The sequence below is a fragment of the Desulfatiglans parachlorophenolica genome (assembly GCF_055394735.1).
This window is the reverse complement of the sequence record NZ_AP042460.1, coordinates 1,239,854-1,262,484: the sequence shown is the minus strand read 5'-3', so window position 1 is coordinate 1,262,484 and position 22,631 is coordinate 1,239,854. Positions and strand designations below refer to the sequence as shown.

General features: G+C 58.9%; 23 protein-coding genes and 1 tRNA gene. 6 read left to right on the top strand and 18 right to left on the bottom strand.

The genetic code is table 11. The annotated features are described in order from the left end of the window. The first annotated feature begins 28 nt into the window (after positions 1-28). Positions 29-1,933 (top strand): polysaccharide biosynthesis protein, encoded by a 1,905-nt coding sequence (locus ACZ500_RS05985; RefSeq protein ID WP_464231602.1) that lies wholly within the window; start codon positions 29-31, stop codon positions 1,931-1,933. A 55-nt stretch (positions 1,934-1,988) separates the two neighbouring features. Here the strand turns inward: ACZ500_RS05985 and ACZ500_RS05980 are convergent, their stop codons facing one another. From ACZ500_RS05980 to ACZ500_RS05970, 3 genes are all read right to left on the bottom strand, one after another. Beyond that, positions 1,989-2,381, bottom strand: coding sequence for a response regulator (locus tag ACZ500_RS05980; protein WP_464231601.1), 393 nt, complete (start codon positions 2,379-2,381; stop codon positions 1,989-1,991). Positions 2,382-2,772: 391 nt separating this feature from the next. Then, positions 2,773-3,339, bottom strand: a complete 567-nt coding sequence (locus ACZ500_RS05975; RefSeq protein ID WP_464231600.1) for a chalcone isomerase family protein — start codon at positions 3,337-3,339, stop codon at positions 2,773-2,775. A 181-nt stretch (positions 3,340-3,520) separates the two neighbouring features. Then, positions 3,521-4,738 (bottom strand): histidine phosphatase family protein, encoded by a 1,218-nt coding sequence (locus ACZ500_RS05970; protein WP_464231599.1) that lies wholly within the window; start codon positions 4,736-4,738, stop codon positions 3,521-3,523. A gap of 173 nt (positions 4,739-4,911) precedes the next feature. On the opposite strand from ACZ500_RS05970, the gene ACZ500_RS05965 reads away from it, so the two are divergent. From ACZ500_RS05965 to ACZ500_RS05955, 3 genes are all read left to right on the top strand, one after another. Beyond that, positions 4,912-5,616: a Bax inhibitor-1/YccA family protein gene (locus ACZ500_RS05965; protein ID WP_464231598.1), complete on the top strand. Its 705-nt coding sequence runs from the start codon at positions 4,912-4,914 to the stop codon at positions 5,614-5,616. Positions 5,617-5,726: 110 nt separating this feature from the next. Beyond that, the gene (locus ACZ500_RS05960; protein WP_464231597.1) at positions 5,727-6,674 is read left to right on the top strand and encodes a radical SAM protein; all 948 of its coding nucleotides are present in this window, start codon (positions 5,727-5,729) and stop codon (positions 6,672-6,674) included. A gap of 26 nt (positions 6,675-6,700) precedes the next feature. Continuing rightward, on the top strand, positions 6,701-7,699 hold the full coding sequence (locus ACZ500_RS05955; RefSeq protein ID WP_464231596.1) for a 2-hydroxyacyl-CoA dehydratase family protein: 999 nt from the start codon (positions 6,701-6,703) through the stop codon (positions 7,697-7,699). Here ACZ500_RS05955 and ACZ500_RS05950 read toward each other — a convergent pair. The 14 genes from ACZ500_RS05950 to ACZ500_RS05885 all read right to left on the bottom strand — a co-directional run bounded on the left by ACZ500_RS05950 (position 7,671) and on the right by ACZ500_RS05885 (position 19,099). Next, positions 7,671-7,910: a hypothetical protein gene (locus tag ACZ500_RS05950; protein WP_464231595.1), complete on the bottom strand. Its 240-nt coding sequence runs from the start codon at positions 7,908-7,910 to the stop codon at positions 7,671-7,673. The genes ACZ500_RS05955 and ACZ500_RS05950 overlap by 29 nt on opposite strands. A gap of 28 nt (positions 7,911-7,938) precedes the next feature. After that, entirely contained in the window at positions 7,939-8,979 is a 1,041-nt protein-coding gene (gene fbp, locus ACZ500_RS05945) for a class 1 fructose-bisphosphatase (RefSeq protein ID WP_464231594.1), read from the bottom strand. A gap of 359 nt (positions 8,980-9,338) precedes the next feature. Beyond that, positions 9,339-9,827, bottom strand: coding sequence for a response regulator (locus ACZ500_RS05940; RefSeq protein ID WP_464231593.1), 489 nt, complete (start codon positions 9,825-9,827; stop codon positions 9,339-9,341). A 92-nt stretch (positions 9,828-9,919) separates the two neighbouring features. Next, a complete protein-coding gene (locus tag ACZ500_RS05935) occupies positions 9,920-10,984 on the bottom strand; it encodes an AI-2E family transporter (RefSeq protein ID WP_464231592.1) in 1,065 nt (354 codons plus the stop codon). Positions 10,985-11,070: 86 nt separating this feature from the next. Further along, the gene (locus ACZ500_RS05930) at positions 11,071-11,463 is read right to left on the bottom strand and encodes an NINE protein (protein WP_464231591.1); all 393 of its coding nucleotides are present in this window, start codon (positions 11,461-11,463) and stop codon (positions 11,071-11,073) included. Positions 11,464-11,642: 179 nt separating this feature from the next. Next, positions 11,643-11,807 (bottom strand): hypothetical protein, encoded by a 165-nt coding sequence (locus tag ACZ500_RS05925; RefSeq protein ID WP_464231590.1) that lies wholly within the window; start codon positions 11,805-11,807, stop codon positions 11,643-11,645. Positions 11,808-12,003: 196 nt separating this feature from the next. After that, the gene (locus ACZ500_RS05920; RefSeq protein ID WP_464231589.1) at positions 12,004-12,528 is read right to left on the bottom strand and encodes a DUF2284 domain-containing protein; all 525 of its coding nucleotides are present in this window, start codon (positions 12,526-12,528) and stop codon (positions 12,004-12,006) included. 285 nt (positions 12,529-12,813) lie between these two features. Beyond that, complete coding sequence (locus ACZ500_RS05915) at positions 12,814-12,978, bottom strand: hypothetical protein (RefSeq protein WP_464231011.1); 165 nt, start codon at positions 12,976-12,978, stop codon at positions 12,814-12,816. Positions 12,979-13,361: 383 nt separating this feature from the next. Then, positions 13,362-13,459, bottom strand: a tRNA-Sec gene (locus ACZ500_RS05910). 291 nt (positions 13,460-13,750) lie between these two features. After that, positions 13,751-14,869, bottom strand: a complete 1,119-nt coding sequence (gene asd / locus ACZ500_RS05905; protein ID WP_464231588.1) for an aspartate-semialdehyde dehydrogenase — start codon at positions 14,867-14,869, stop codon at positions 13,751-13,753. Between the two features lie 123 nt (positions 14,870-14,992). After that, positions 14,993-16,261 carry a TRAP transporter large permease gene (locus ACZ500_RS05900; protein WP_464231587.1) on the bottom strand — a complete coding sequence of 423 codons (1,269 nt, stop codon included), beginning with the start codon at positions 16,259-16,261 and terminating at the stop codon, positions 14,993-14,995. Beyond that, positions 16,258-16,755: a TRAP transporter small permease gene (locus ACZ500_RS05895; protein ID WP_464231586.1), complete on the bottom strand. Its 498-nt coding sequence runs from the start codon at positions 16,753-16,755 to the stop codon at positions 16,258-16,260. Before ACZ500_RS05895 ends, ACZ500_RS05900 begins: the two co-directional genes overlap by 4 nt. Before the next feature lie 400 nt (positions 16,756-17,155). After that, the gene (locus ACZ500_RS05890; RefSeq protein ID WP_464231585.1) at positions 17,156-18,166 is read right to left on the bottom strand and encodes a TRAP transporter substrate-binding protein; all 1,011 of its coding nucleotides are present in this window, start codon (positions 18,164-18,166) and stop codon (positions 17,156-17,158) included. A 42-nt stretch (positions 18,167-18,208) separates the two neighbouring features. Continuing rightward, the gene (locus tag ACZ500_RS05885; protein ID WP_464231584.1) at positions 18,209-19,099 is read right to left on the bottom strand and encodes a TRAP transporter TatT component family protein; all 891 of its coding nucleotides are present in this window, start codon (positions 19,097-19,099) and stop codon (positions 18,209-18,211) included. A 220-nt stretch (positions 19,100-19,319) separates the two neighbouring features. Here ACZ500_RS05885 and ACZ500_RS05880 point away from each other — a divergent pair, with 220 nt between their 5' ends. Together ACZ500_RS05880 and ACZ500_RS05875 are read left to right on the top strand one after the other, a co-directional pair. After that, the gene (locus ACZ500_RS05880; RefSeq protein WP_464231583.1) at positions 19,320-20,222 is read left to right on the top strand and encodes an SDR family oxidoreductase; all 903 of its coding nucleotides are present in this window, start codon (positions 19,320-19,322) and stop codon (positions 20,220-20,222) included. Positions 20,223-20,235: 13 nt separating this feature from the next. Then, positions 20,236-20,712: a DnaJ domain-containing protein gene (locus tag ACZ500_RS05875; RefSeq protein WP_464231582.1), complete on the top strand. Its 477-nt coding sequence runs from the start codon at positions 20,236-20,238 to the stop codon at positions 20,710-20,712. Here the strand turns inward: ACZ500_RS05875 and ACZ500_RS05870 are convergent. Continuing rightward, positions 20,675-22,591: an oxidoreductase gene (locus tag ACZ500_RS05870; protein ID WP_464231581.1), complete on the bottom strand. Its 1,917-nt coding sequence runs from the start codon at positions 22,589-22,591 to the stop codon at positions 20,675-20,677. The two genes, ACZ500_RS05875 and ACZ500_RS05870, sit on opposite strands and share 38 nt — an antisense overlap. Between the last annotated feature and the right edge of the window lie 40 nt (positions 22,592-22,631).

Below are 22,631 nucleotides of genomic sequence, written 5' to 3'. Positions count from 1 at the left end.
CCGGATTGGAAACTCATTAGGTTTGCGTATGCTGAGCTTGATCAGAAGACGAAATTTTTACATCATGCTGGGGATGGATTGCCTGCTTTCCTGTGCAGCCTTTTTTCTCGCCTTCTTCTTCCGCTTCGAGTTCAGCGTGCCGGACCTCCAATGGCGCCTTTTCACCCAGACCCTTCCGGTTCTCGTCCCCCTCGAGACAGTCTGCTTTCTTGCCTGCGGCATGTACCGCGGGATGTGGCGCTATACGAGCCTGCGAGACCTCTATCATGTGCTGAACGGCGTCGTGGTTTCGTCGCTGCTCCTGACTGTCTGGGTAGCGTTCTCCTATCAAATGGGAGGATATGCACGCTCGGTCTTCATTATCGATGGCCTCCTGACCCTGCTTTTTCTGGGGGGAATCAGGCTTCTGGTGCGCGTTTATTTCGTAAAGCGGGGCTCTATCGGTTCACGCTTTTTCGACCATTTCCCGGCCGGAGCATTTGGCAAAAAGAGGTTGATCATCGCGGGAGCGGGCAATTTCGGTGAAAAGGTGCTGCGGGAGATAAGAGAAAACCCCAGGATGTTTTACCAGGTCGTCGGTTTCGTCGATGACGACCCTTACAAAAGAGGATTGACGATCCACGGTGTTCCAGTCTTGGGGCCTATTTCCGACTTGGGGAACCTGTTGGCTGAGAAGAATATCGAAGAACTGCTGATCGCCATGTCATCCGTGAAAGGTGAAGTTGTCAGGCGGATCGTGGAATTCTGCAAGGACTCCGGCGTTTCCTACAAGACCCTGCCGAGCATCGGGGAACTGATCGACGGAAGGGTGAGCATCAAGACGCTGCGCGATGTACGCTACGAAGATCTCTTGGGAAGGGAGCCGGTGGATCTCGATCTCGGCGCCATTCTAGACTACCTGAAGGATCAGACAATCGTGATCAGCGGGGCCGGGGGGTCGATCGGCTCCGAGATCTGCCGGCAGTTGATCCGCTTCAACCCTGGAAGGCTGGTGCTGGTGGATGCGGCTGAATCCAATCTTTACAACATCCAGATGGAGCTGAAACACCAGGTCGGTTATCTGGATTACGCCGCGATTCTCGGAAATGTCCAGGATCGACTATTGATCGACAGGGTCTTCGAAAGGTACCGCCCCGATGTGGTCATCCACGCGGCCGCATACAAACATGTGCCGATGCTCGAACGAAACCCCTGGGAGGCGGTCAGCAACAATATCGTCGGTTCGAAGACGCTGATGGATGCAGCCGTTGCCGCCCGTGTGAAAAAGTTCATCATGATCTCGACGGATAAAGCGGTTCGGCCTACCAATGTCATGGGGGCCAGTAAACGCGTCTGTGAAATGATGCTGCACCTCCATCGAGGCAGTCCGACGCGCTTCATGGCTGTCCGATTCGGGAATGTCGTCGGATCGTCCGGTTCGGTTGTACCCCTTTTCCGGGAACAGATCGCCCGCGGCGGCCCGGTCACTGTCACACACCCGGAAGTCACCCGTTTTTTCATGACAATCCCCGAGGCCTGCCAGTTGGTGCTTCAGGCCGGGGCCTTGGGTCATGGCGGAGAGATCTTCCTCCTCGACATGGGGGTCCCCTTGCGAATCCTCGATATCGCGCGGGATCTCATCCGCCTTTCAGGGAAGGAGCCTGAAAAGGACATCCGGATCAGCTTTATCGGTCTCCGTCAGGGCGAAAAGCTCTATGAGGAGTTGATCACGCAGGAGGAAGGAATCGTCAAGACCACCCATGACAAGATCATGGTGCTGTACTCGGACTACAGTGCCAGATTCGATGAGACCTTCGATTTCGCCGGTTATATGAGGATGCAGATCGAGAACCTGGTGCGGGCTGCGGAGGCGAAAGACGGGCGTGCAATCCGCACACAGCTCAAGGAATGCGTGCCGGAATACACTGCAGACGATGGAGAATGCGTGATCTAAGGGCCAGGGTAGCGGTTGCCCCGGGGCGAAAGAAAATCGGGCGCAGGTGGCCGTGTCAACGGTTCCGGGCGGCCTTTTCTTTAAAGGACTGGCGGGCCGTCGTCAGGAGCAGCTTCAGGTTGAAAGGCTTCGTGAAATAACCATCGAAGCCTGTTCGGACGCACTCTGAAAATTCATACTTGCTTGGGTAAGCGGTGATCGCAAAGATCTTCGGTTCAGGCATGGTCGATCGGATCCGCTTGCAAAGCTCGAGCCCCCCCATCTCCGGCATCCAGAGATCGATGAACATGACGGGATACGTATCTTCGCTGAGACGCTCCAACGCAACGGCCGCGCTTTGAGCGGTTTCGACCTTGTAGTCTTCCTTCTGAAATGCATCCGCCAGCATTTCCAGCATGGAAGGGTCATCGTCGACGATCAGGACTTTTCGCTCGGTAGTCTTCGGCATCGTTTTCCAACCCGTGTGATGGCAATTCAAGAACTCTATTTATAAAACAGTTCAAAAAAAAGCAACAGATAAATGTCGCTTATGTCGGCAACTTGTTCCTGAGGTGCAAAAAAACCTTTTTGCAGGGCCTGCGCATCGCTTTTCAATCCAGGCGCCTTTACGTCCTGTGGCCTAAAGGTCGATGGATGCAGTCCGGGCAAAAACCTGGTTTATACCGTAGTTTTAGATACTTGTTCACGCTTCGCATCTGCAGACCGACCCTTTCGGGACACAGGCAGGCCCTTTTTCGAGGGGTGCACCCACCCGCCGAGGGGCGGTTCGCACCCCCACATTGACACAGAGGGCAGGTATAGCGGGTGGGCTGCATCCTATCCCGCCTTGGCACAAGCGCTCAGGAAATCCCAAGCATACCCTGTTTCAACTCTTTGCTGGGGGGAAAATCCCCAAGCCAGATCCCGAAGAGCACCTTTTTGAAATCAAGGCCGGCGATGGTCGTCTTGAGCTGACCGTTGAACCGGACCGTGACGCCATCGTGCGGGAGATAGACGAGGTCCCACACGTCCCCTTCACGGGTCTTATCGGAAAAACAGGCATTGAACGCCTCGATCTTTTTCTGGAGCGCAGGCGTCATTCCGCCGCTGGTCTTCGAAAAGCTTTCGTTCCAGGTCTCGACGAGGGTTGCCGGGTCGATGTCTCCCCGGATGAACTGCATGCGGATCGCCATGGGGGCATCGGCCTCGAGGACCGCTTCGGCGGAGCGGTTCTGCGCCGTCAGGTAGAGGGCGCATGCGTAGACCTTGACCACGAATTTCTTCCGCAAGCCCGCGCCGTTCAGGATCAAGACCTGCTCGCCCGCCCTGAATTCGAGGGGGAATTCCACCCCACCCGTTTCGAAGGCCGGCAAAAGGGACGGCAGAAGCAACAGACCCAACACCGCACAGAGCATCTTTCTCATCATGGCCACCCTCCTTTTTGGTTTTCCAACCCGTTTGAAATCGTTCTTCTCCTCCAGAACTCCCAGGAACTTTGATGGCTCTTCAGCCGTTAACGGTTCTTTGTAACCTGCAATACGACGTCCCCGAATGAAGGGCAAGGCGCGCCGATCTTTGAAAAAGCCAGCGGGATGAGGGTGTACCCGATCAGTATTTCCTGAGTTCGAAGAGTTTCTTGTCCTGCGTCGCGACGATATGGTAGTACCGGTCCTGCGGCATGTAGATATAGGGGACATCCTCCTGCCGCCGATAGAGAAAGTGGGAGAGGACCATCCGGTTGACCGCGCGGTGACCGATGATCATGATGTTCTCGGAATTGCAGCTCAGATAAAGCGCCTTCTTGATGCCGAGATCGATCCGGTCCTTCATGGTGGAGTATCCTTCCCCCTGCGGGTAGACGTAATGATACTTGTCGGCTTGGCGGGCGCGGTACACCTCCGGCTTCTTCAGACGGATCTCTTCATAGCTCATGCACTCGCAGATGCCGCTGTCGATTTCGTTGAACTCCGGTAGAGGAATGATCGTGCAGCAAGCCTGAAGGGCCTGGATCGGCTGGGCGGTCTGGATCGTGCGGACGCGTTTGCTGGTGAAGATGATGGGGATCTTTTTGTGCTGGAAGTGCGCCGCGAGGGCCTCGGCCTGCCAGACACCCTTTTTCGTGAGTTCCGAGTCCCCTCCAATCCTGTTTTCGAGATTGAAGAAGGTTTCGCCGTGTCGGATGACATAGAGGTGCTTGACGGTGTCGGTGACGAGGAAGTCACGGATACGGTCATAATGGGGAATTGGATCCTGTATACGTTCTGCGCTGATGCGATTGTATAGGGAATCGAGCTTGACGAAATTCCGTTCGTCCGAAAGGGGAACATAGATGCTTTGATAATAATGGATGCGCTTCTTGAAGCTCGCTACAGCCTCCTCTGCGGAGAGGTGCTGGAATTCGTTCAGGTCTATCTTGCGGAGAATGCTTGCCTCGAGGATCTCCGGGTCGTTGTTGATGCACTCGATGAAGAGCAGTGGGTGCCCCTGGAGACGCTGGACCAGTGTCTTACGGCGCTTCAAGCTGGCGTTGGTGGCATCCAGAATCGCCACCTGGCCCTTGCCGCTTTCGAGGTAGCGCCGTGCCATATCCATGTTCATGAAGGCGATTTTTTCACGGAGCCCGACGCCATCCTGATTGCTCGGGTCGTAGAATTCCGCATAGGAAGTATCTTTGCGGATATAACGGCGCCGAAGGTTGCCGTTGTTGAAGATGCGGGCTTTTATCCCATCCCGGACGAGGTTTTCGCGAAGCTTGCTGGCGATGGTCGATTTTCCCCGGGCCGGGAGTCCCACCATGGCGATATAAAGGCGATTGTGATGGTCCATAAGGCTATCCAATAGGCGCAAACGCCAAAAAGATCAATCGAAAAGTATTGAAGGAGCGCCTTCAAACCCCTATGATATAGAAAATGTGTTGATATCGGAAAAGCGTTATCGGCGGCGGTGCGTGGAGCAGCGCCGGACAATGGTTTTCACCGAGATAGAGGAGGTCTGAAGAAATGGTATCGGCTGCTTCGACGCAGACCAGAACCGAGGTTCTGGTCAACAGTTTTGTGCGCAGTGTCTACAACTGGATGGCGGTGGGCCTCGGCCTGACCGGTTTTGTCGCCTATTACGTGGCCAACAGTCCGGGGATCATGGGGGTCCTCGTCCAGAACCCGCTTTTGCTGATCGTGCTCATCGTTGCGGAGCTGGGCCTCGTCTTCGCCATCAGCGGGGCGATCAACCGCATCAGCGCCGGAACGGCGACCGGGTTGTTCGTGCTTTACGCCGGTTTGAACGGGGTGGTCCTGTCGTTTATTTTTCTGGCCTATACGCAGACATCCATCGTCAGCACCTTCTTCGTCTGCGCCGGGACCTTCGTAGGCTGCAGCATTTACGGCTGGACGACCAAGCGTGATCTGACCTCCTTCGGGGGCTTTCTGATGATGGGCCTGATCGGGATCATCATCGCATCCCTCGTGAACCTGTTCATCCGCAGCAGCGGAATGAGCCTCATCATCAGCTACATCGGCGTCTTCGTCTTCGTAGGCTTGACCGCCTGGGACACGCAGAAGCTCAAGAACATGGCGCTTGCACAGCCGGCGGATCTGGAGGCCGGTGTCGTGCGGAAAGGGGCCATCCTGGGAGCACTCTCGCTTTACCTCGACTTCATCAACCTCTTTCTGATGCTGCTGCGGATTTTCGGGCAAAGCAGAGAATAGAAGAAGGCGGGAGCCGTTCTCATGATCCGGATCGTCCCCCCGGGGGTGCCTCCCTCAGGGGGATCGTTTTTTTGGGGGTTTCGCTGGAAGAGGTTTAGAGGAAAAGGCCCATGATCGGACAGAAATGGACGTCAGCCTATGTCGCCCTGTTCGAAGCCGGAGGACTCGCACACCGGATCGAGGCCGGCCTCGAAATGATGAAATCCTGCACGCTTTGCCCCCGCTGCTGCGGCGTCAACCGTCTGGCGGGGGAGGTCGGCTATTGCCGAACCGGCCGCAAGGCCCGTGTCGCAAGCTACAACGCGCATTTCGGGGAGGAGGCGCCGCTGGTGGGGCGCCGCGGGTCAGGGACCATTTTTGTGAGTTCTTGCAGTCTCCTGTGCAGCTTCTGCCAGAACGCCGAGATCAGCCACGGAAACGAAGGGGTGGACGTCACGCCTGAACAGATGGCGGCCATGATGCTGGACCTGCAGGCGATGGGCTGCCACAACATCAACGTCGTCACGCCGACCCACGTGGTTCCGATGCTGTTGGAGGCTCTGTCGTCTGCTGTCCCGGAAGGCCTTTCGATCCCCCTCGTTTACAACTGCGGGGGATATGAATCCCTGGAGACCCTGCGTCTACTGGAGGGCATCGTCGACATTTACATGCCCGACTTCAAGTTCTGGGAACCCCAGTGGGCCGAGCGGTTTTGCCAGGCGGCGGACTACCCTGAACGGGCGCGGGCTGCGCTGCGTGAGATGCACCGGCAGGTGGGGGATCTGATCCTCGGCGAGACGGGGATCGCCCGGAAGGGGCTTCTGGTTCGGCACCTCGTGATGCCCCACAACGTGGCGGGAACCGCCGAGATCATGCAGTTCCTGGCCGGGGAGATTTCGCGGGATACCTATGTGAACGTCATGGACCAGTATCGGCCCTGCTGGAAGGCCCAAGAGGATCCGCTCATCGACCGCGGGCTGACCGCCGCCGAATACCGTGCCGCGTTGGAGGCGGCCCATGTCGCCGGGCTGCACCGGTTGGACCGGAGGGAGCACCCCCGGATCCTCTTCGGCCTCTGATGCATCCGCTTACGAGGAACAGGACGATGGACAGACGGGTCGGCATCACGGCCACGGTACCGGTTGAGATCATCCTCGCCGCCGGCCTGACGCCCGTGGATCTCAACAATATCTTCATCGGCGCAAAGGATCCCAAGCGGCTCGTCGCAAAAGCGGAGGAGGCGGGTTTCGCGCACAATATCTGCACATGGATCAAAGGGATTTACGCCACGGTGCTCGAGGGGGGGTTCAAACGGGTGGTGGCGGTGACGGGCGGCGATTGCAGCAACACGATCGCCCTCGGGGAGGTCCTGGCTCAACGCGGTGTGGAGATCATCCACTTCGAATATCCCCTCGACCGGTCCGCGGCGGCGCTTGAAAGCCGAATGAAAGCGCTTGCAGGTGCCCTGGGTGCAGCCTGGGGCTCGGTGGAAAAGACCCGGAGCGGGGTCCAACGGATCCGGCGGAAGCTCAAACGGCTGGATGAGATGACCTACCGCGAGGGGTGTGTCAGCGGCCTGGAGAACCACCTTTTCCTCGTCGGCAGCTCGGATTTCGATCAGGACCCCGAACGCTTCGAGGCCCGATTGGACGCGTTTCTGGAGAAGGCCCGCAGCCGCCCGTCGCGCGATCCGGCGATACGGCTGGGTTTCCTGGGGGTGCCGCCCATCTTCAGCGGGTTCTACGAGGCGGTGGAGGCCATGGGCGCCCACGTGGTCTTCAACGAGGTGCAGCGCCAGTTCTCGATGCCGGCGGGGGGCGAAGACCTCGTGGAGACCTATCTGCGCTACACCTATCCCTACGATATGGGCGGACGGATCACGGACATTCGGGGCGCAATCGCCGAGCGGAGGCTCGACGGCCTCATCCACTACACGCAGACCTTCTGCTACCGTCAGATCTACGATATCCTCCTGCGCGAAGGCGTCGACATCCCTATCCTGACCCTGGAAGGCGACCAGCCGGGCCCTATCGACAATCGAACCCTCCTTCGGATCGAGACCTTCTGTGAAATGCTCAAGACCGGAAAGGGCATCCTCCTCTAGTGTCCATCCGCAAATGATTTTCCGGTACAACCCAGTTTCCAATCCGGAAATGAGGATTTTTCTTCACCGCTTCGCCGCTCAGTCCCACCGCTTCGCGGCGGGTCCCGGTTTGGCCAATACCAAGGAAATCAAGCGTTTGAGCGGAGGCGACCTGCAGGTCGCCGCACAAGCAAACGTGCAGATTGACGCCGAGATTGGCCAAAAAGACCATTTCCGGATGGAAACTACTCTAGCAGGGCTCAGAGTGGGCGCCTGCCGCTGATGAAATCCTCCGCCAGTTCGACGTCCTTGCGGCTGCCGATGAAGAGCGGGACCCGCTGGTGGAGGGTCGTCGGCTCGATCTGCAGGATGGAGCCCTTTCCGTCGCTCGCGTAGCCTCCGGCCTCCTCGACCACCATGGCGAGCGGATTGGCCTCGACCATCAGGCGCAGCTTGCCGGTGGGCTTCTTCGGGTCCTTCAGGTCGGCCGGATACATAAAGATGCCGCCTTTCAGAAGGTTCCGGTGAAAATCCGCCACCAGGCTGCCGACGTAGCGCGAGGTGTAGGGCCTGGAGGTCTCCTTGTCCGGCGTCTTGAAATAGTCGACGAGGGCGCGGGTGCGCTCGTCCCAGTAAGCGTAGTTTCCCTCATTGACGCTGTAGGTCTTGCCCTGCTCCGGGATGCGGATGTTCTCGTGGGAGAGGAGGAACTCCCCGACGCTCGGAAAGAGCGTAAATCCGTGTACCCCGGTGCCTTGCCCCGTGGTATAGACCATGATCGTGCTTGATCCGTAGATGAAATACCCCGCCGCCACCTGCTTCATCCCGGGTTGAAGGACGTCGTTCAGAAGCACCTCATTTGTTTCGGAATCCTCCGGCCTCCGATAAACCCCGAAGATCGTGCCGATGCTGACATTGACGTCGATATTGCTCGAGCCGTCCAGCGGGTCGAAAACCAGGATATAGCTCCCCTTGGGGTACTCCGCCGGGATCTCGATCAGGTCCGGGTCCTCTTCCGATGCCATGCACCAGAGCTGGCCCACGTGGCGCATACGCTGGATGATGACCTGGTTGGCGAAGAGGTCCAGTTTCTGCACCCGCTCGTTCTGAATATTGATGCGGCCGGTATCCCCCAGGATGTCGGTCAGTCCGGCCTTGTTGACCTCGCGTGAAATCACCTTGGCCGCCACGATCAGTTCGTTCAGGAGCGTCGTGAAGGCGCCGGTGGCCTCGGGGTTCGTTCGCTGCTGTGTCAGAATATGCTCGGTGATGGTGGTTCCGACAGATCGCTTCCCTTTCATCTTCGCTCCTCCAGAGGTGCAGGTCCCCCGGGCGTATCGCCCCGGAACCCTTCGGAAAATTCATCCTTCATAGATCTTTGTTGCGGGGCCGGCAGCCTTCAAAAAACCTTTTTCGGCTGTGAACGCCTCGATCATGTCTATCCGATTGTAATAGTCCCGCACAACCAGGTTTCCAATCCGGAAACGGGGATTTTGTTTCAGCGGCCCTGCCGCTCCGCCCAACCCCTGCGGAGCGGGTCCCGGTCGGGCCGATATCGAGGAAATCCAGCGCTTGCGCCGAAGCGACCTGCAGACCCCGCACAAGCGGCCGTGCAGATTGACGCCGAGATTGGCCGAAAAGACCCATTGGGGAGGGAACTTCAGTACTTGAGCAGATGGTCCCAGAATCCGGGGTCTTCATCCTTCCAATTCGGACCGAATCGGCGGTCGCAGAACCCGCTGAGCCGCTCATACCATTTGGCCCAGACGTTCTTCTTCCGTTCGCGGGCATCGAGGACATCGGCCAGAAACAGATCGATCTTGCCGATTTCCTCCTTGGGTACGTAGTACGACGCCCCTCCTTCAAAGGATCGTTTGAGATTGTCCTTGGAAAGGGCATGGGCGGTAAGCATCAGGGCGGGGACATCCTTCTCCCGACAAATCTCCAGCAGTTCATATCCCCGCACGCCCATAATATCCAGGATCGCTGCGTGATAGTGGTTCGCTTCGAGGAAGGCCTTCCCTTCTTCGAAGGTGGAAGCCGAATCGATCCTGCACATATCGAGCAATTCGATGAGGAATTCCAGGATGTCCCGCTCGTCGTCCACAATGAGAATACGTTTACCTTTCAACACCTTTTCAGGTTCCATTCCATCGATCCTCCTTGGGATAGATCCAATCGTATGCGCGAGTTTACCCGGCGGGAGCAGGGATTTCTAAATCCACAGCTGTGGCATCCACATTACACGGAACCTTCCTGATATTCAAGCCGGTAGATTTCAGCGAGAGTCAGGAAAACCGTTATGACCAGCGGACCGTAAAGGATGCCCATGATGCCGTACAATTTGATGCCCCCGATGATTCCGATAAACACCAGCAGGGAGTTCATGTGCACCCCATGGCCGATCAAACGCGGTTTGATCAGGTATTCAATAGTGGCACTGTAAAAGACGTTGTAGGCGAAGAAGAGGAGCCCCGCGGCCAACTTTCCCTGAAGGATCATGATCGCCGCCGCCGGGATGAAGACAACGGATGCCCCGATGATCGGGAGAAACGCCATGAAGGCAATGACTGTCCCCCACAAGAAGGGGGAGTTCATGCCGAAGAAAAAGAACCCCAGCCCGCCCAGGAACCCCTGGGTGAGCCCCGAAAGGCCGTTGACCAGAATGATGACCCGGCCCATTTCATAAAAGGTGTGGGCGACCTTTTCAAGCTGTTCCCGGGGGACAGGCAGGAGCTCGATCAGGTAGTTCCTGAGCCGGGTGCCATCCCTGAAAAGGAAGAAGATCATCATGATCATGAGAAAAAAATGGACCAGAAAACTGAGGAGATTGGAGGCGACATTGCTCACCTGCTTGTAGAGGAAAAGCCCCACATTCTTGCCGATGGCGCTCGATACCTTGGCAAGGTTGTTCTGGTCCAGATCGATTCCTGCCATGGCAGCGAATCTGCGCACCCTTTGCACCCAGATGTTGTCGCTCTCGAGAACATCCTGGAGATGTCCGATGGAGACGGCATCCCGCGTGTTGACATAAAAATCGAACGCCTCGTTAGAGAGTGTGGTGAAGAACCATCCGGCAGGGATGACCAGCACGAGGAGGACAAGCAGTGTGGTCAGAAAGGCCGCGAAAGACGGCCTTTCCCCGAGAAGATGGGTGATGCGCTTGTGGATGGGATAGAAGATGCCGGCGATGAGGAGCGCGAGCATGATCGCAGGCAGATAGGACCAGAAGAGCCGGAGGAGAAGCAGAGACGAGCCGGCCAGAAGGATGAAAAAGAGGACGGTGCCCACGCGTTTTCCCGTCACCTCACTGCGCTCCTTCTTCGAGTGGTTTAAAGGACCGCCAGCAAACCCTGCTGCGGGCGCCCGCAGTTTTGCCGCCTACCGGCGCTTCAACTGCGGCTGTTGATAAGCGTGACCTGATCGTTGAGTGTCCAGTAGTCATAGATGTACCCTACCAGGAAAAGGCCTCCGGTCAGGAGGTAAATGAACCCGCTGATCCATTTCCGCATGTACATCCGATGCACTCCAAAGATTCCCAGGAACGTGAGCAGAAGCCAGGCGACATTGTAATCGATCGGCCCCATTCGAAAGCGGAGATCCGCCTGGCGATGGAGGGATGGAATCAGGAAGAAATCGACGATCCATCCGACCAGAAACAAGCCGAAGGTGAAAAAATAGATCGTACCGGAGATCGGCCGGCCGAAATAAAATCGGTGCGATCCGGTGAAACCGAAGATCCAGAGGATATAACCGAGGGCTACGCTATGGGACGAGTTGGCCATTGTTCGCTCCTCGAGCTTGATCAACACTGAGGCAGAATTGCTGAAATCCGTTTCAATCTTGCGAAACGGGTCTCCACCCGGAGATGCTCTTTCGAACCGATCCCGACTTCAATCCGCCCGTTTCTTTGCGCGGGGGCCTGCAAGTTGTTTCCACGTAAGATCTTGATTTTATATATATATTAGTATCCATCCGGAAATGATTTCCCTATAGAACCCAGTTTCCAATCCGGAAATGAGGATTTTTGGCCAATATCAAGGAAATCAAGCGTTTGCGCGGAGGCGACCTGTGGGTCGCCGCACAAGCAAACGTGCAGATTCACGCTGAGATTGGCCAAAAAGACCATTTCCGGATGGAAACTATATTAGCCAAACCGGAACCCGCCGCGAAGCGCTGAGCCTGAGCACGCGCAGTGTGTGAAGAAAAGTCCTCATTTCCGGATTGAAAACGCGGTCGGTCCGGGAAAACCAATTCCGAATAGACGCGAAACTATCAGGTAAGATGAGGGGTTTCAAGAAGAATCACGAGATCCAGAAATCTTGTCACAGCAGAACCATGCTGTACCAACCCGGCACGAGATCGCCCTTTTTGTCGTAGCGTACCTTGAAACCATGAGGTTGCACGGTCTTGGCGATATCGATTCCGAAAGCGTCCATGGCAGGTCGTGCGAGGTGGGGATAACGGCAGGGCTCTGGATAAGCACACACTTCACACTTGACGCAGAGCGTCATCCCGAAAGCGAAAGGCATGCCGAAGGTCGACATGGCCTCCTTCTCGATGGCGAGGGTCACGTCCTGGCCCGTAGGTGGATCGGGTGTCTGGATGATGAGGGCCTTTTCGTAATTGTCGAAAGCGGTCATGAACTGCTCGGGGGAAAGCTTCAGGTTGGGGGGGCATGTCCAGTACCGACCCCAGCGCGCGCATCCGAAGCGGCACTTCAGATAGGCGCGCTCATCGAAAACGATCCGAGCGGTATCGATCATTTTGGCGTCCATCGCCCCCAGCTCGATAGCTTTGGCGACCAACGGCTCGCTCTTGTCGAGGATTGCCCTGTCATTCCTGCTCATGATTCCCCCTCGGTGCGCGCTTTTTCTGAGAGATGGTCCAAAGTGGATTCGGGATGACGAGCCGGTGGAACCCTGCGCCTGTTTAAACAATCCTGGTGGAGACCTTCGACCAGTAATGGGTGCATGAGGTTTCGATCCGGAGCGGATCAGTCGTTGACTGCTTGGGCGATGGGTACCGAAAAAGGGTGCCGCTCGAAGTTCAACCATCCTGCTTCAGGGAGAAGATCAGTGAAGCTGCAAGGTTACTGGATTTCAGGGATCACCTGCCGCCGCCTTTCCGCTCATCTAGTCTCCATCCGGAAATGATTTCCCGGTACAACCCGGTTTCCAATCCGGAAATGAGGATTTTTTGCCAATATCAAGGAAATCAAGCGTTTGTGCGGAGGCGACCTGTGGGTCGCCGCACAAGCAAACGTGCAGATTGACGCCGAGATTGGCAAAAAAGACCATTTCCGGATGGAAACTCGTCTAGCTTTCTGCTGACAGGGTTAGCCCTGCCAGACAAGATCCTGAATGCTATCATATGGTGAGATATCTGCGCAATTCACTTTTTGGCCGTCCCACCCCGGCGAAGCCTCAGCTGCGGTGCTCATGAGCGGGCGAAACCGGTAAGAATCGCGGCTACAAAAAAACGCTTTTTTGCCACGGCTTCTTTTTCTTTTTTATCCTTCCCAGTCCAATCGCTGATTTTTCGACCGGGTTTGGTGGAGATTTTGGATGTCTTGAGGACATTTTCGATGGTGTGGCGGCGAGGGGTTGATGAAGGTACACTCCCGGATCGTCTACGAGGAAAAGGTGGCACTGCTCTTGCGCGAGGAGAGGCTGGAAAAGAGTGGCGGAAGTGCATGGGAATCGAACCCACCTACCAGGGTTTTAGCCCGGTACACCGGATTTGAAGTCCGGGAGCCCCACCAGTGAGCTTTCCACTTCCACAGACGCATCGTTTGGATCGCATCAATTCTAACGATACGGGCGGATTTGTCAATAAGACATGGCGAGATCCAGGCGGTTTTCAAGGGATTTCACTGAAAAATCGCCTCAATCCCGCGCATCGGCAAGGATCTTCGGATACGTCGGCTTTCCCGCCCCGATAAAGAGGGCCTTGGACCCGCCGTTCGGGCGCGGCGGGTGCCTGCAGCGAAGCGGCCCGCAGGGCCGCTTCAGGAAAAAAAGGACGGGGCACGGCCCGGAGATCGGCCGGGTCGAGCTACTCCAAGCGGGCTCAGCGTGTCAAGCGCCCGACGATGATCTTCAGGATGCGCCGTATCGGCTCGGCCGCCCCCCACAGGAGCTGATCCCCGACCGTGAACGCCGCCAGGTATTGCGGGCCGAAAAGCATCTTGCGGATCCGGCCGATCGGGACCCTCAGGGTGCCGCTGACGGCCGCCGGTGTCAGTGCAGCCAAGGTCGCGGGTTTATCGTTCGGTACGATTTCGATCCAGGCGTTGGCCTCGCCGAGCATGCCGTGGATCTCATCGAGGGGGATGTCGCGCTTCAGTTTGATGGTCAGGCCCTGGCTGTGGCAGCGCATCGAACCGACCCGGACACACAGGCCGTCGATCGGGATCGGCACCTCGGTTCCGAGGATTTTGTTCGTTTCGACGTAGCCCTTCCATTCCTCTCGGGTCTGGCCCGAGTCCATGGGGCTGTCGATCCAGGGAATGAGGCTCGCCGCCAGAGGGGCCCCGAAGTTTTCCTTGGGAAAGGCCGCGTCGCGGAGCCTCTCCGTCACGGCCCGATCGAGATCGATGGCCGTTGCGGCGGGATCGTTCAGATAGGGACGGCCGGCATCGACCAGCGCTGCCATCTGGGCGATCAATTCCTGCATGTGCTTCGCGCCGGCGCCGGATGCGGCCTGGTAGGTCATGGAAGAGATCCATTCGACCTCGTCGTGCGCAAAGAGCCCGCCCAGCGCCATGAGCATCAGGCTGACCGTGCAGTTTCCGCCGACATAGGTCTTGATCCCGTCGTCGAGAGCCTTGTCGATCACCGCGCGGTTGACTGGATCGAGGACGATGATGCTGTCCTTTTCGAGCCGGAGTGCAGAGGCTGCATCGATCCAGTACCCTTTGAAGCCGGCCCGGCGGACCGCCGGATAGACCCTCTTCGTGTAATCCCCCCCCTGGCAGGTGACGACGATATCGAGGGCACTCAACCGTTCGATGTCATAGGCGTCCTGAAGCGGCGGGATATCCGGACCGACGTCAGGCCCCTGTCCTCCAACGTTGGAGGTCGTGAAAAAAACGGGCTCGAACCCGCTGAAATCCCTCTCCTCGATCATGCGGCCCATCAGGACCGACCCCACCATGCCTCGCCAACCTGCAAAACCAATCCGTAGCATTCGAAAACCCCTCCAGAGCCTTGAGCGAGATGTAAACCGATAATATAGGAGGGTTGGAGGGGTGAATCAAGCAAAAAGGGGGTTGTAAGCGGAGTTCGGGTGGGGCCCCGGATGAGCGTGTCCTCAGGCCGGTCTTCCTGGCAGAAAGAGGCTCAGCGCGGGCCAGTAGGTGATGACGAGGAGCACGAAAAGGAGGAGGATCAGCCACGGGAGCGTCGCGCGGTAGATCTCGATGACGGGCCGCTTGAAGCGGGCGCTCGCGATGAAGAGATTCAGACCCACGGGGGGCGTGTTGTAGCCGATCGCGAGATTGGCCAGGAAGACCACGCCGAGGTGAAGCGGATCGATCCCGAACCGCGCGGCGAGCGGGGTGACCAGAGGCACGATGACCAGGATCGCGCTGAAGATGTCCATGAGGCAGCCGACCGCGAGCAGGAACAGGTTCAAGACGACGAGAAAGCCGAGGCGCGACTGGATCGCGCCCTGGAGAAACTCCAGGATCCTTGCCGGAATGAATGCATCGACCATATAGCTGGTAAAGGCGAGGGCTGCCGCGAGGACGACCATAATGGCGCCGACCATCTGCATGCTTTCGACCATGATCCGCGGGAGTTCTTTGAACGGATCGAGTTCGCGGAGGATCAGCAGTTTGACGAAGAGAACATAGACCACGGTGATGGCGGCCGCCTCGGTAGCGGTGCTGAGGCCGCTGTAGATGCCGAAGAGGATCAGGAAAGGGAGCGGGAGTTCCCAGGCGACGGTTCGAAGGGCGGAAAGGCATTCGAAGAGGGAAAAGGGGCGGGGTTCATGGCGGGAGCGCCTTCCGCACCAGAGGGCATAAACGCAGGGGACGGCCAGGAGGAGAAGCCCGGGCAGAAGGCCTGCCAGGAAGAGCTTTTCTATCTGTACGCCCGCCACGAAGCCGTAAAGAATCACCGGAAGGCTGGGGGGAAAGTGGAGCCCCATGCTTCCCGATACGGTAAGCAGACCGAGGGAGAAGCGCTCCGAATATCGCTCACGCTTGAACATCGGCAGCAGAAGGCCTCCGAGGGCGACGATCGTGATGCCGGTTGCCCCCGTAAGGGCCGTAAAGAACGCGCACGTGACGAGCGCGACCACGCCGAGACCGCCGGGAAGCCATCCGAGGAGGCTTTGCGAGAGGCGGACGAAGCGGGCGGAGGTCCCGCCCTGTGCCAGGAGGTAACCCGCGAAGGTAAAGAGAGGAATGGCGAGCAGGACCGGGGCATTGGCGAGCCGGTCGATCTCGACCGCGATCACGGTGAAGGGGACCTGGGCGCCGTGAAACCCGAGCATTGCGGCGGCGAGGATCCCGGCAAAAAGAGGCAGCCCCATCAGGAGAAGGCCGATCAGGAGAAGAATCAGGGCGCTCAAAACGGCGGCCCTCCTGCTCTTCGGAAAACCCTTTGAGCGGCGTGGAGGAGAAAGCGCACCGCTATCAGCCCGAATCCGGCGGGCAGGATGATCCGTGTCGTCCAGGAAGGGATGCCCCAGAAAAACGGCTTCCCCATCTCCATTTCGATGCGCAGGTAATCGAGGCTCACCACGGACATGATGCCGCATACGACGGCGGCCCCGATCGCAAGCAGCATTTCTCGGATCGGGGCGAGTCTTTTCGGGGTGAGGACGGCGGCGAGGTCGATGCGGATATGCGACCCCTCCCGGGTGGCTGCGGAGGCACCTATAAACGTCACCCAGAGGACCAGGAGTCGCACCGTGGGCTCCGACCACTCGAGGTGCCCCATCATGCGACTGGCCCACTCACAGCCCGCGTGGGTGTAAAGGCCGCGCAGGCACACGGCGATGAAGGTAAAAAGCACCATCGCGCCTAAGGAGAGGACCAGGATCAGGTTTTCGATTGTCGTCAATGCTCGGGCCAGTCGATCGATCGCCCTGGAGACGCTCTTTGCACGTAGAGGTGATTGATTGTCCCTTTGTGGTTTTTCTGCCTGAGGATTCATTGTGAACGATTCTGATATTTAATGTAATATATTATATTATAATGTTCATGTTAAATTTTAGATATATCGACAGCGAGATTCAGACGAAGTTCGAGCGATATCCGTCGCGATCGGCCCGCGCGCCGGCCTTTCAACTCGCCCCTTCGTACAGGGCCGGGGGATGTTCGGTTCTTCCCGGATTCGGCTCTCGGACAGCCGCCGGACAAGGCGATGCCTTCACAGCGGTTCCACATCCGCTCATGCGTCCCTGAGTCGAAGATGCAAAAAAGGGAACGTGGGGGCACAGCATGGCAGGCCCGCGAATCGCTCACTGAGCGGCGGCCGGCTCGCGGCCAAGGAGCCGGTACACCTCTTCGAGCAGTTCGGCGGGATAGAGATCGTCCTCGAGCGTTTGGGCCACTTGCCGGTGGATGGCCTCGAACGGGAGCAGCGCTTCGCCTGTCGGCGCCGGGACGATCTCCACCCCGGAGTTTTGGAGCGCGGTGGTGGTCTGTTCGACCTGGCGGCGCAGCTGCACGGTCAGACGTTCCATCGCAGGGGGGAAGACTGCCTGTAGTTCGCGGGTGAGGTCGGCGGGCAAACGCTCGAAGAAGACATTGGACAGGAGCACGGCGGCGTTGGCATAAGCAAGGGGGAGAGCGGACATAAACCGGAGGCTCGTTTGCCACTGGAGGGCGAGTGCCCCGAGGGGTGGTGCGTAGACCGTGTCGATCATGCCGGTGTTGAGCGCCGTGCCCACATCGGTGATCGGCAACGGAATGGGGTGGGTCCCCAGGGCCTTGAAGGTCTCTTTTGCGATCGGATCCCCCGACCAGGCCCAGACCTTTGCCCGTTTCAGGTCGGCGACGCTGCGAACGGGTGTCTTCGAAAACAGATGGACCGGACCGATCTCGGCCCAGGCTATGAACTGAAAACCCTCCCGGGAGAAGTCCTGCGTAAAGCGGGGGGTAAGCCCCCCCCGGACCCGGTCCACATCCGCCGCGTCCCCGAAGAGCATGGGCAGATCCAGAACCCTCACCGCAGGGAGAACCGCTCCGAGACCCACCCCCGAGAAGGCGGCGCAGTGCAGCTGGCCGATACGGATCTTTTTCAGGACATCCAGCTCGTCCCCGGCGATCCCGCCGGCGTAGATCAGGAAGCCCAGGCGCCCGCCGGTGCGCGCCCGAAGCTCGGCGTCGAGCTCGTTCATGGCCTTGACCCAAGCCGAGCCTTCCGGTGCGACCGTGGCGAATTTGATGCGGTATTCCTGCCCGGCGCCGAAGGCAAGCGGCGCCGTCAGCAGGCAGGAGAACAGCGCGAAGCGAAGCAGCCATTTCATGAGGAGATCCTTTCCACCCGAAGGCCAATCCACCCACACGGTCTAAAAGAAGAGTTCCTCTCGGCGGGAGAGCAGCCGACGGGCCTTCTGTTGCATGACGGCATTGATGAGGCACACATCCTCGAGCCCGTCGGGACCGCTTTGCAGAATCCCTTCCAGAAGCTCGCCGAAGCGGTCTTTGTCCTGCGTTTTTACGGCGACCTCGCGCGCGTACAGATAGGGGGCGAGGAAAAAGCGGCCCTGCCGGACAGCCATCGCCTTTTCAAAGAGGGCGCCGGCCCGGCCGAGGTTGCCCCCAAGCAGGGCGGGCTTTGCCGTCTCCTGCATCGCGGCGAGGAGATAAGGCGTTCCATAGAGCATCAGAGGGCTTCGATTCAGCATATCCGCGAGATAGGCCTGCGCGGTGGGGAGCTGCGCCAGGGCATCCGGGAGGTCCCGGTTGAGGTTGAGCCATCCGAACCATGCGAGGGTCGCCCAGAAAAAGGATTTATCCCATCGTTCGGCATCTCGGGGCCGGCGCTGCAACACCTTCTCCAGGGGAGGCGGAGGGGCTTCCGGCAGGGAGACTTCGAATCCCAGGGCCTTGAAGCCGTATCGGGCTGCCCGGGCATAGAGCGGGGAAGCACGCCCCGGGTCTTCGTCTTCGACAAAAAGCATGGCATACCCGGTGAATCCCATGCAGAGGGCGTCCAGAAGCCGATCGTAGCCGGGGGCCTCCCCAAGCAGGCCCTCCACGAGCTTCAACTGCGCGGGGAGCGCTTGGCGGGCAAGCTCCGGGTCGCACTCTTCGAAGAGGGTGCGGGTCATATTTTCCCAGAGCGATGGCGCACTCCGGAGAGCGACGCCCGCGCAGCCGGCTGCCGTCAGCAGCACCAGGGGAAGTATCCGGACCGCCCAACGAAGGGTGAGCCTTCTGCCGATGACCTGTCTCATTTTTTGACTGGAAACTCGCCTGTGGCTGAAAATCGTTTATAGAAACCACCCTACCGGAAACGCTTCCTTGGACGCAAGTGCGAAACGGCGGCGCTGCTGGGCCGAATGGGCAACGAAATGGAGCAATTGGCAATGAGTTCGGTATTTTGTAGATTTTGACGCAATAATCGGTTATTATATTGCATAGGGTTTATAGACGAACATGCGAGGTTAGTGAATCATGAAAATACTCCTTGTTGGAAGCACCGGGATGCTCGGCAGCGCCTGCAGCCACATTCTGGGGGAAGATCATGAGATCGTCGCTCCGTCTAGCAAGGAGCTCGATATGACGAGATGGGATGGGGTGATCGAAACCCTTGACAGGATCGCTCCCGACATCGTTATCAACTGTGCCGGCTATACGGATTTGGAAGGGTGCGAGCGGGACGGGTTGCTTGTCCGTAAGATCAATATCGAAGGCCCCAGGAACCTGGCACAAGGATGTGCGCGCTTCGAGTGCAGGCTGCTTCACCTGTCATCCGACTGCGTTTTTGACGGACGCAAGGAAACCCCCCAGCCGTATTTTGAAGACGACCCCCCCAACCCTCTCTCGGCATACGGGAAGAGTAAACTGGACAGCGAGATAGCGGTAAAGGAAAACGTCCCCAGTTACATTGTCGTGCGCTCAGGATGGGTCTACGACACGACCAGCCATGGCTTCATGCGCAGCGTCATCCGGCAGGCCGTCGAATCCCCGGGAGCCGTGATCCAGGTCCCGGCACTCGAAATGGGCGCACCGACCTGGAGTTATCGCCTGGCCCTGCAGATCCGTGAGCTTCTGCGCACCGATGGGCACGGGACCTATCATGCGACCGCGGAGGGTTGCTGCACACGGATGGAGTATGCGCAGGCCGTTTTGGACGCGTTGGGCCTGAAGGCTGTCCTGGAGGAGCGGCCGCTCGAAGGGGTGTCTCCCGCCATAGAACTGCCTGTCAACAGGATCCTCGAGAATCGGCGCCTGAAAAAGCAGGGGATCCATGTCATGGTGGATTGGAGGGAGGATCTGGAAATCTTCTTGAACGGGTACGGCGAGGCTCTCATCCGGGATATTCGGGCCGAGGGCCGCAGCGGGATCGCCGCCTGAGAGGTCCCGCCCGATGAGCAAGTGGCTGTTGTGGCTTCTGGGAGCGGCCTATGCCGTCTGGCCCTACGACCTCCTGCCTGATTTCCTGCTGGGGCCGGGCTGGATCGACGATATCCTTCTTCTGGGGGCGATCTGGTGGTATGTTTCCTCGCTGCGGAAAAAGCAGGCGTGGCAGCACCGGGGCGCGCAGGGGTCGGCTTCCTACGACGGGGGCCGCGCGGGGGCGGGGCACGCCGACGGGGGGGAGACCTCTGAACAGACCCGGGGGGAGAGTGGACCTTCTCCCTACGAGGTCCTCGGGGTGGACCGCAATGCCGGGCAGGAAGAGATTCGATCCGCTTACCGCAAACTTGCCGCGCAGTACCATCCGGACAAGGTGAACCACCTCGGGCGGGAGTTCCAGATCCTTGCCGAAAAACGCTTCAAGGAGATCCAGGAGGCCTACGAGATGCTCAAAGCCTCCGGCCCAGGACAGCCCCTTCATAGATAGCGTTTTTGGCGCTGCTCGGCTCCCGGCAGTCGCCGATCTGATAGACCTCGTATCCGGCTTCGGCGATCTCTGCATAAAGCCTGTTGTCCGGCTGATTTCCTATCGCCACGACAACGCGTTCGGCCGGCACCGTAAACGGCTCTCCTGTCTCACCCTGAATCTCCACACCGCCCCCGCCGATGCGGACGAGGCTGTGGCTCGTATAGGCCTTGACGCCGTGCGCCTTGAGCTGCGCCAGAAGGATCTTCCGCGTCATGCTCTCGAGGCCCGCCCCAAGATCCTTGAGTTTCTCGACGATTGTCACCTGGCAGTCGCTTTCGGCCAGATGCAGGGCGATCTCACACCCGGTGGGGCCCCCGCCCACGATGAGGATTTTCTTCCCGGCGGGGCGCGCGCCGTTCAGGGCCTCGGCCGGGAAGATCACCATCGGTTGGTCGATCCCCTCGACGTCCGGGCGGATCGGGCGCGAGCCCGCCGCGAGGACGACGGCATCGGGCTGTTCGCGGCGAATGGTCTCGAGGGTGGCCTCTTCGCCGAGATGGCAGATGACGCCGAAGCGCCTGATCTGGGACTCATGGAAGCGGATGAGGCTCAGGAGTTCACGCTTGTAGGCCGTGACGCTTCCCAACAGCAGTTGTCCGCCGAGCAGGGGCGCCTTCTCGTAGAGATGGACCTCGTGCCCGCGCTGCGCGGCCACCCAGGCCAGGTTCAGACCGCCGGGCCCCCCTCCGATGACCAGGATCTTCCTTTGTACCTCGGCGGGACGGATGGCCATCTCCTTCTCCCTCCCGAGGGTCGGATTCACCAGACATTCCACGCGGCCGCGCCGAAAGATGGACTGCATGCAGGTATTGCAGGCAATGCATCGGCGGATCTCGTCCAGACGTCCCTCCATCGCCTTGCGCGGCAGCTCGGGATCGGCGATCAATCCGCGCCCGATGCAAACGAGGTCGGCGACGCCTCCGCTGATCAGATCGTCGGCCAGCTGCGGGTCATTGATGCGCCCGACCGTCATGATGGGGACCTGGATGGCCTGCCGGATCAGGCGCGCCGCCTCCGAAAGGCACGCCTGCTCCATGAACATCGGCTGACAGATCCACTCCGGGGTGGCGTCGTTTCCGGCTGATACCTGGACGACATCCAGTCCGGCCGGGACGAGGATCTTCAGGATCTCGATGCTTTCGGGCACATCCAGGCCGCCCGGGACGAATTCCTGCGCGCTGATCTTGAACGAGAGAGGAAAATCCGGTCCGATGCGCCGGCGGATCTCCAGAATGATCTCCCTGGCAAAACGCGCGCGGCCGAGGATGTCGCCGCCGTAGGCGTCCTCTCGGATGTTCGAGAAAGGGGAAAGAAACTGGTTGACGAGGTAGCCGTGGGCCCCGTGGATCTCGATCAACTCGAAGCCCGCCTCGACCGACCGCTCGGCGGCGCGGCCGAATCGTTGGACCAGATCCTGGATGGCATCGATGGTCAGAGGCTCGACCTCCCCCCGGATCGTGGGGCAGGGGAGGGGGGAGGGCGCGAGGGGTTTGCGGCCGATGACCTTGGCGGAGGTTTGACGGCCGCCGTGGTGGATCTGGATGGCCGGCACGGCCCCTTCCCCTTTGATGGCGCGCGAGATCTCGGACAATCCCTTGATGAGCCGATCATGGTCGATGCGGGCCTGGTGGGTTGAAACCACCCCCTCCGGCGAGACCGAGCAGGCCTCCATGATCACCATGGCAACGCCGCCCGATGCCCTGCGCCGGTAGTGCTCGATCGCCCGTTCAGGAATATGCCCGCCTTCTTCGATCAAGAAGGAGGCCAGGCTCGGCATGACGATACGGTTCCTGAGTTCCAGACCTCGGATGCGGAATGGGGAAAAAAGCGTTTGCATGCGTCTTTTCTCCTTGCGACTTGAAGGGTTGATACAGGGG

Coding starts and splice junctions, on each gene's coding strand:
- ACZ500_RS05950 (WP_464231595.1), bottom strand. CDS start 7,910: ATGGTCTTTTTGGCCAATCTCGGCGTCAATCTGCACGTTTGCTTGTGC.
- ACZ500_RS05985 (WP_464231602.1), top strand. CDS start 29: ATGCTGAGCTTGATCAGAAGACGAAATTTTTACATCATGCTGGGGATG.
- ACZ500_RS05920 (WP_464231589.1), bottom strand. CDS start 12,528: ATGAGCAGGAATGACAGGGCAATCCTCGACAAGAGCGAGCCGTTGGTC.
- ACZ500_RS05980 (WP_464231601.1), bottom strand. CDS start 2,381: ATGCCGAAGACTACCGAGCGAAAAGTCCTGATCGTCGACGATGACCCT.
- fbp (WP_464231594.1), bottom strand. CDS start 8,979: ATGAAAGGGAAGCGATCTGTCGGAACCACCATCACCGAGCATATTCTG.
- ACZ500_RS05965 (WP_464231598.1), top strand. CDS start 4,912: ATGGTATCGGCTGCTTCGACGCAGACCAGAACCGAGGTTCTGGTCAAC.
- ACZ500_RS05970 (WP_464231599.1), bottom strand. CDS start 4,738: ATGGACCATCACAATCGCCTTTATATCGCCATGGTGGGACTCCCGGCC.
- ACZ500_RS05975 (WP_464231600.1), bottom strand. CDS start 3,339: ATGATGAGAAAGATGCTCTGTGCGGTGTTGGGTCTGTTGCTTCTGCCG.
- ACZ500_RS05875 (WP_464231582.1), top strand. CDS start 20,236: ATGAGCAAGTGGCTGTTGTGGCTTCTGGGAGCGGCCTATGCCGTCTGG.
- ACZ500_RS05870 (WP_464231581.1), bottom strand. CDS start 22,591: ATGCAAACGCTTTTTTCCCCATTCCGCATCCGAGGTCTGGAACTCAGG.
- ACZ500_RS05960 (WP_464231597.1), top strand. CDS start 5,727: ATGATCGGACAGAAATGGACGTCAGCCTATGTCGCCCTGTTCGAAGCC.
- ACZ500_RS05955 (WP_464231596.1), top strand. CDS start 6,701: ATGGACAGACGGGTCGGCATCACGGCCACGGTACCGGTTGAGATCATC.
- ACZ500_RS05885 (WP_464231584.1), bottom strand. CDS start 19,099: ATGAGACAGGTCATCGGCAGAAGGCTCACCCTTCGTTGGGCGGTCCGG.
- ACZ500_RS05880 (WP_464231583.1), top strand. CDS start 19,320: ATGAAAATACTCCTTGTTGGAAGCACCGGGATGCTCGGCAGCGCCTGC.
- ACZ500_RS05940 (WP_464231593.1), bottom strand. CDS start 9,827: ATGGAACCTGAAAAGGTGTTGAAAGGTAAACGTATTCTCATTGTGGAC.
- ACZ500_RS05925 (WP_464231590.1), bottom strand. CDS start 11,807: ATGGTCTTTTTGGCCAATCTCAGCGTGAATCTGCACGTTTGCTTGTGC.
- asd (WP_464231588.1), bottom strand. CDS start 14,869: ATGCTACGGATTGGTTTTGCAGGTTGGCGAGGCATGGTGGGGTCGGTC.
- ACZ500_RS05915 (WP_464231011.1), bottom strand. CDS start 12,978: ATGGTCTTTTTTGCCAATCTCGGCGTCAATCTGCACGTTTGCTTGTGC.
- ACZ500_RS05890 (WP_464231585.1), bottom strand. CDS start 18,166: ATGAAATGGCTGCTTCGCTTCGCGCTGTTCTCCTGCCTGCTGACGGCG.
- ACZ500_RS05930 (WP_464231591.1), bottom strand. CDS start 11,463: ATGGCCAACTCGTCCCATAGCGTAGCCCTCGGTTATATCCTCTGGATC.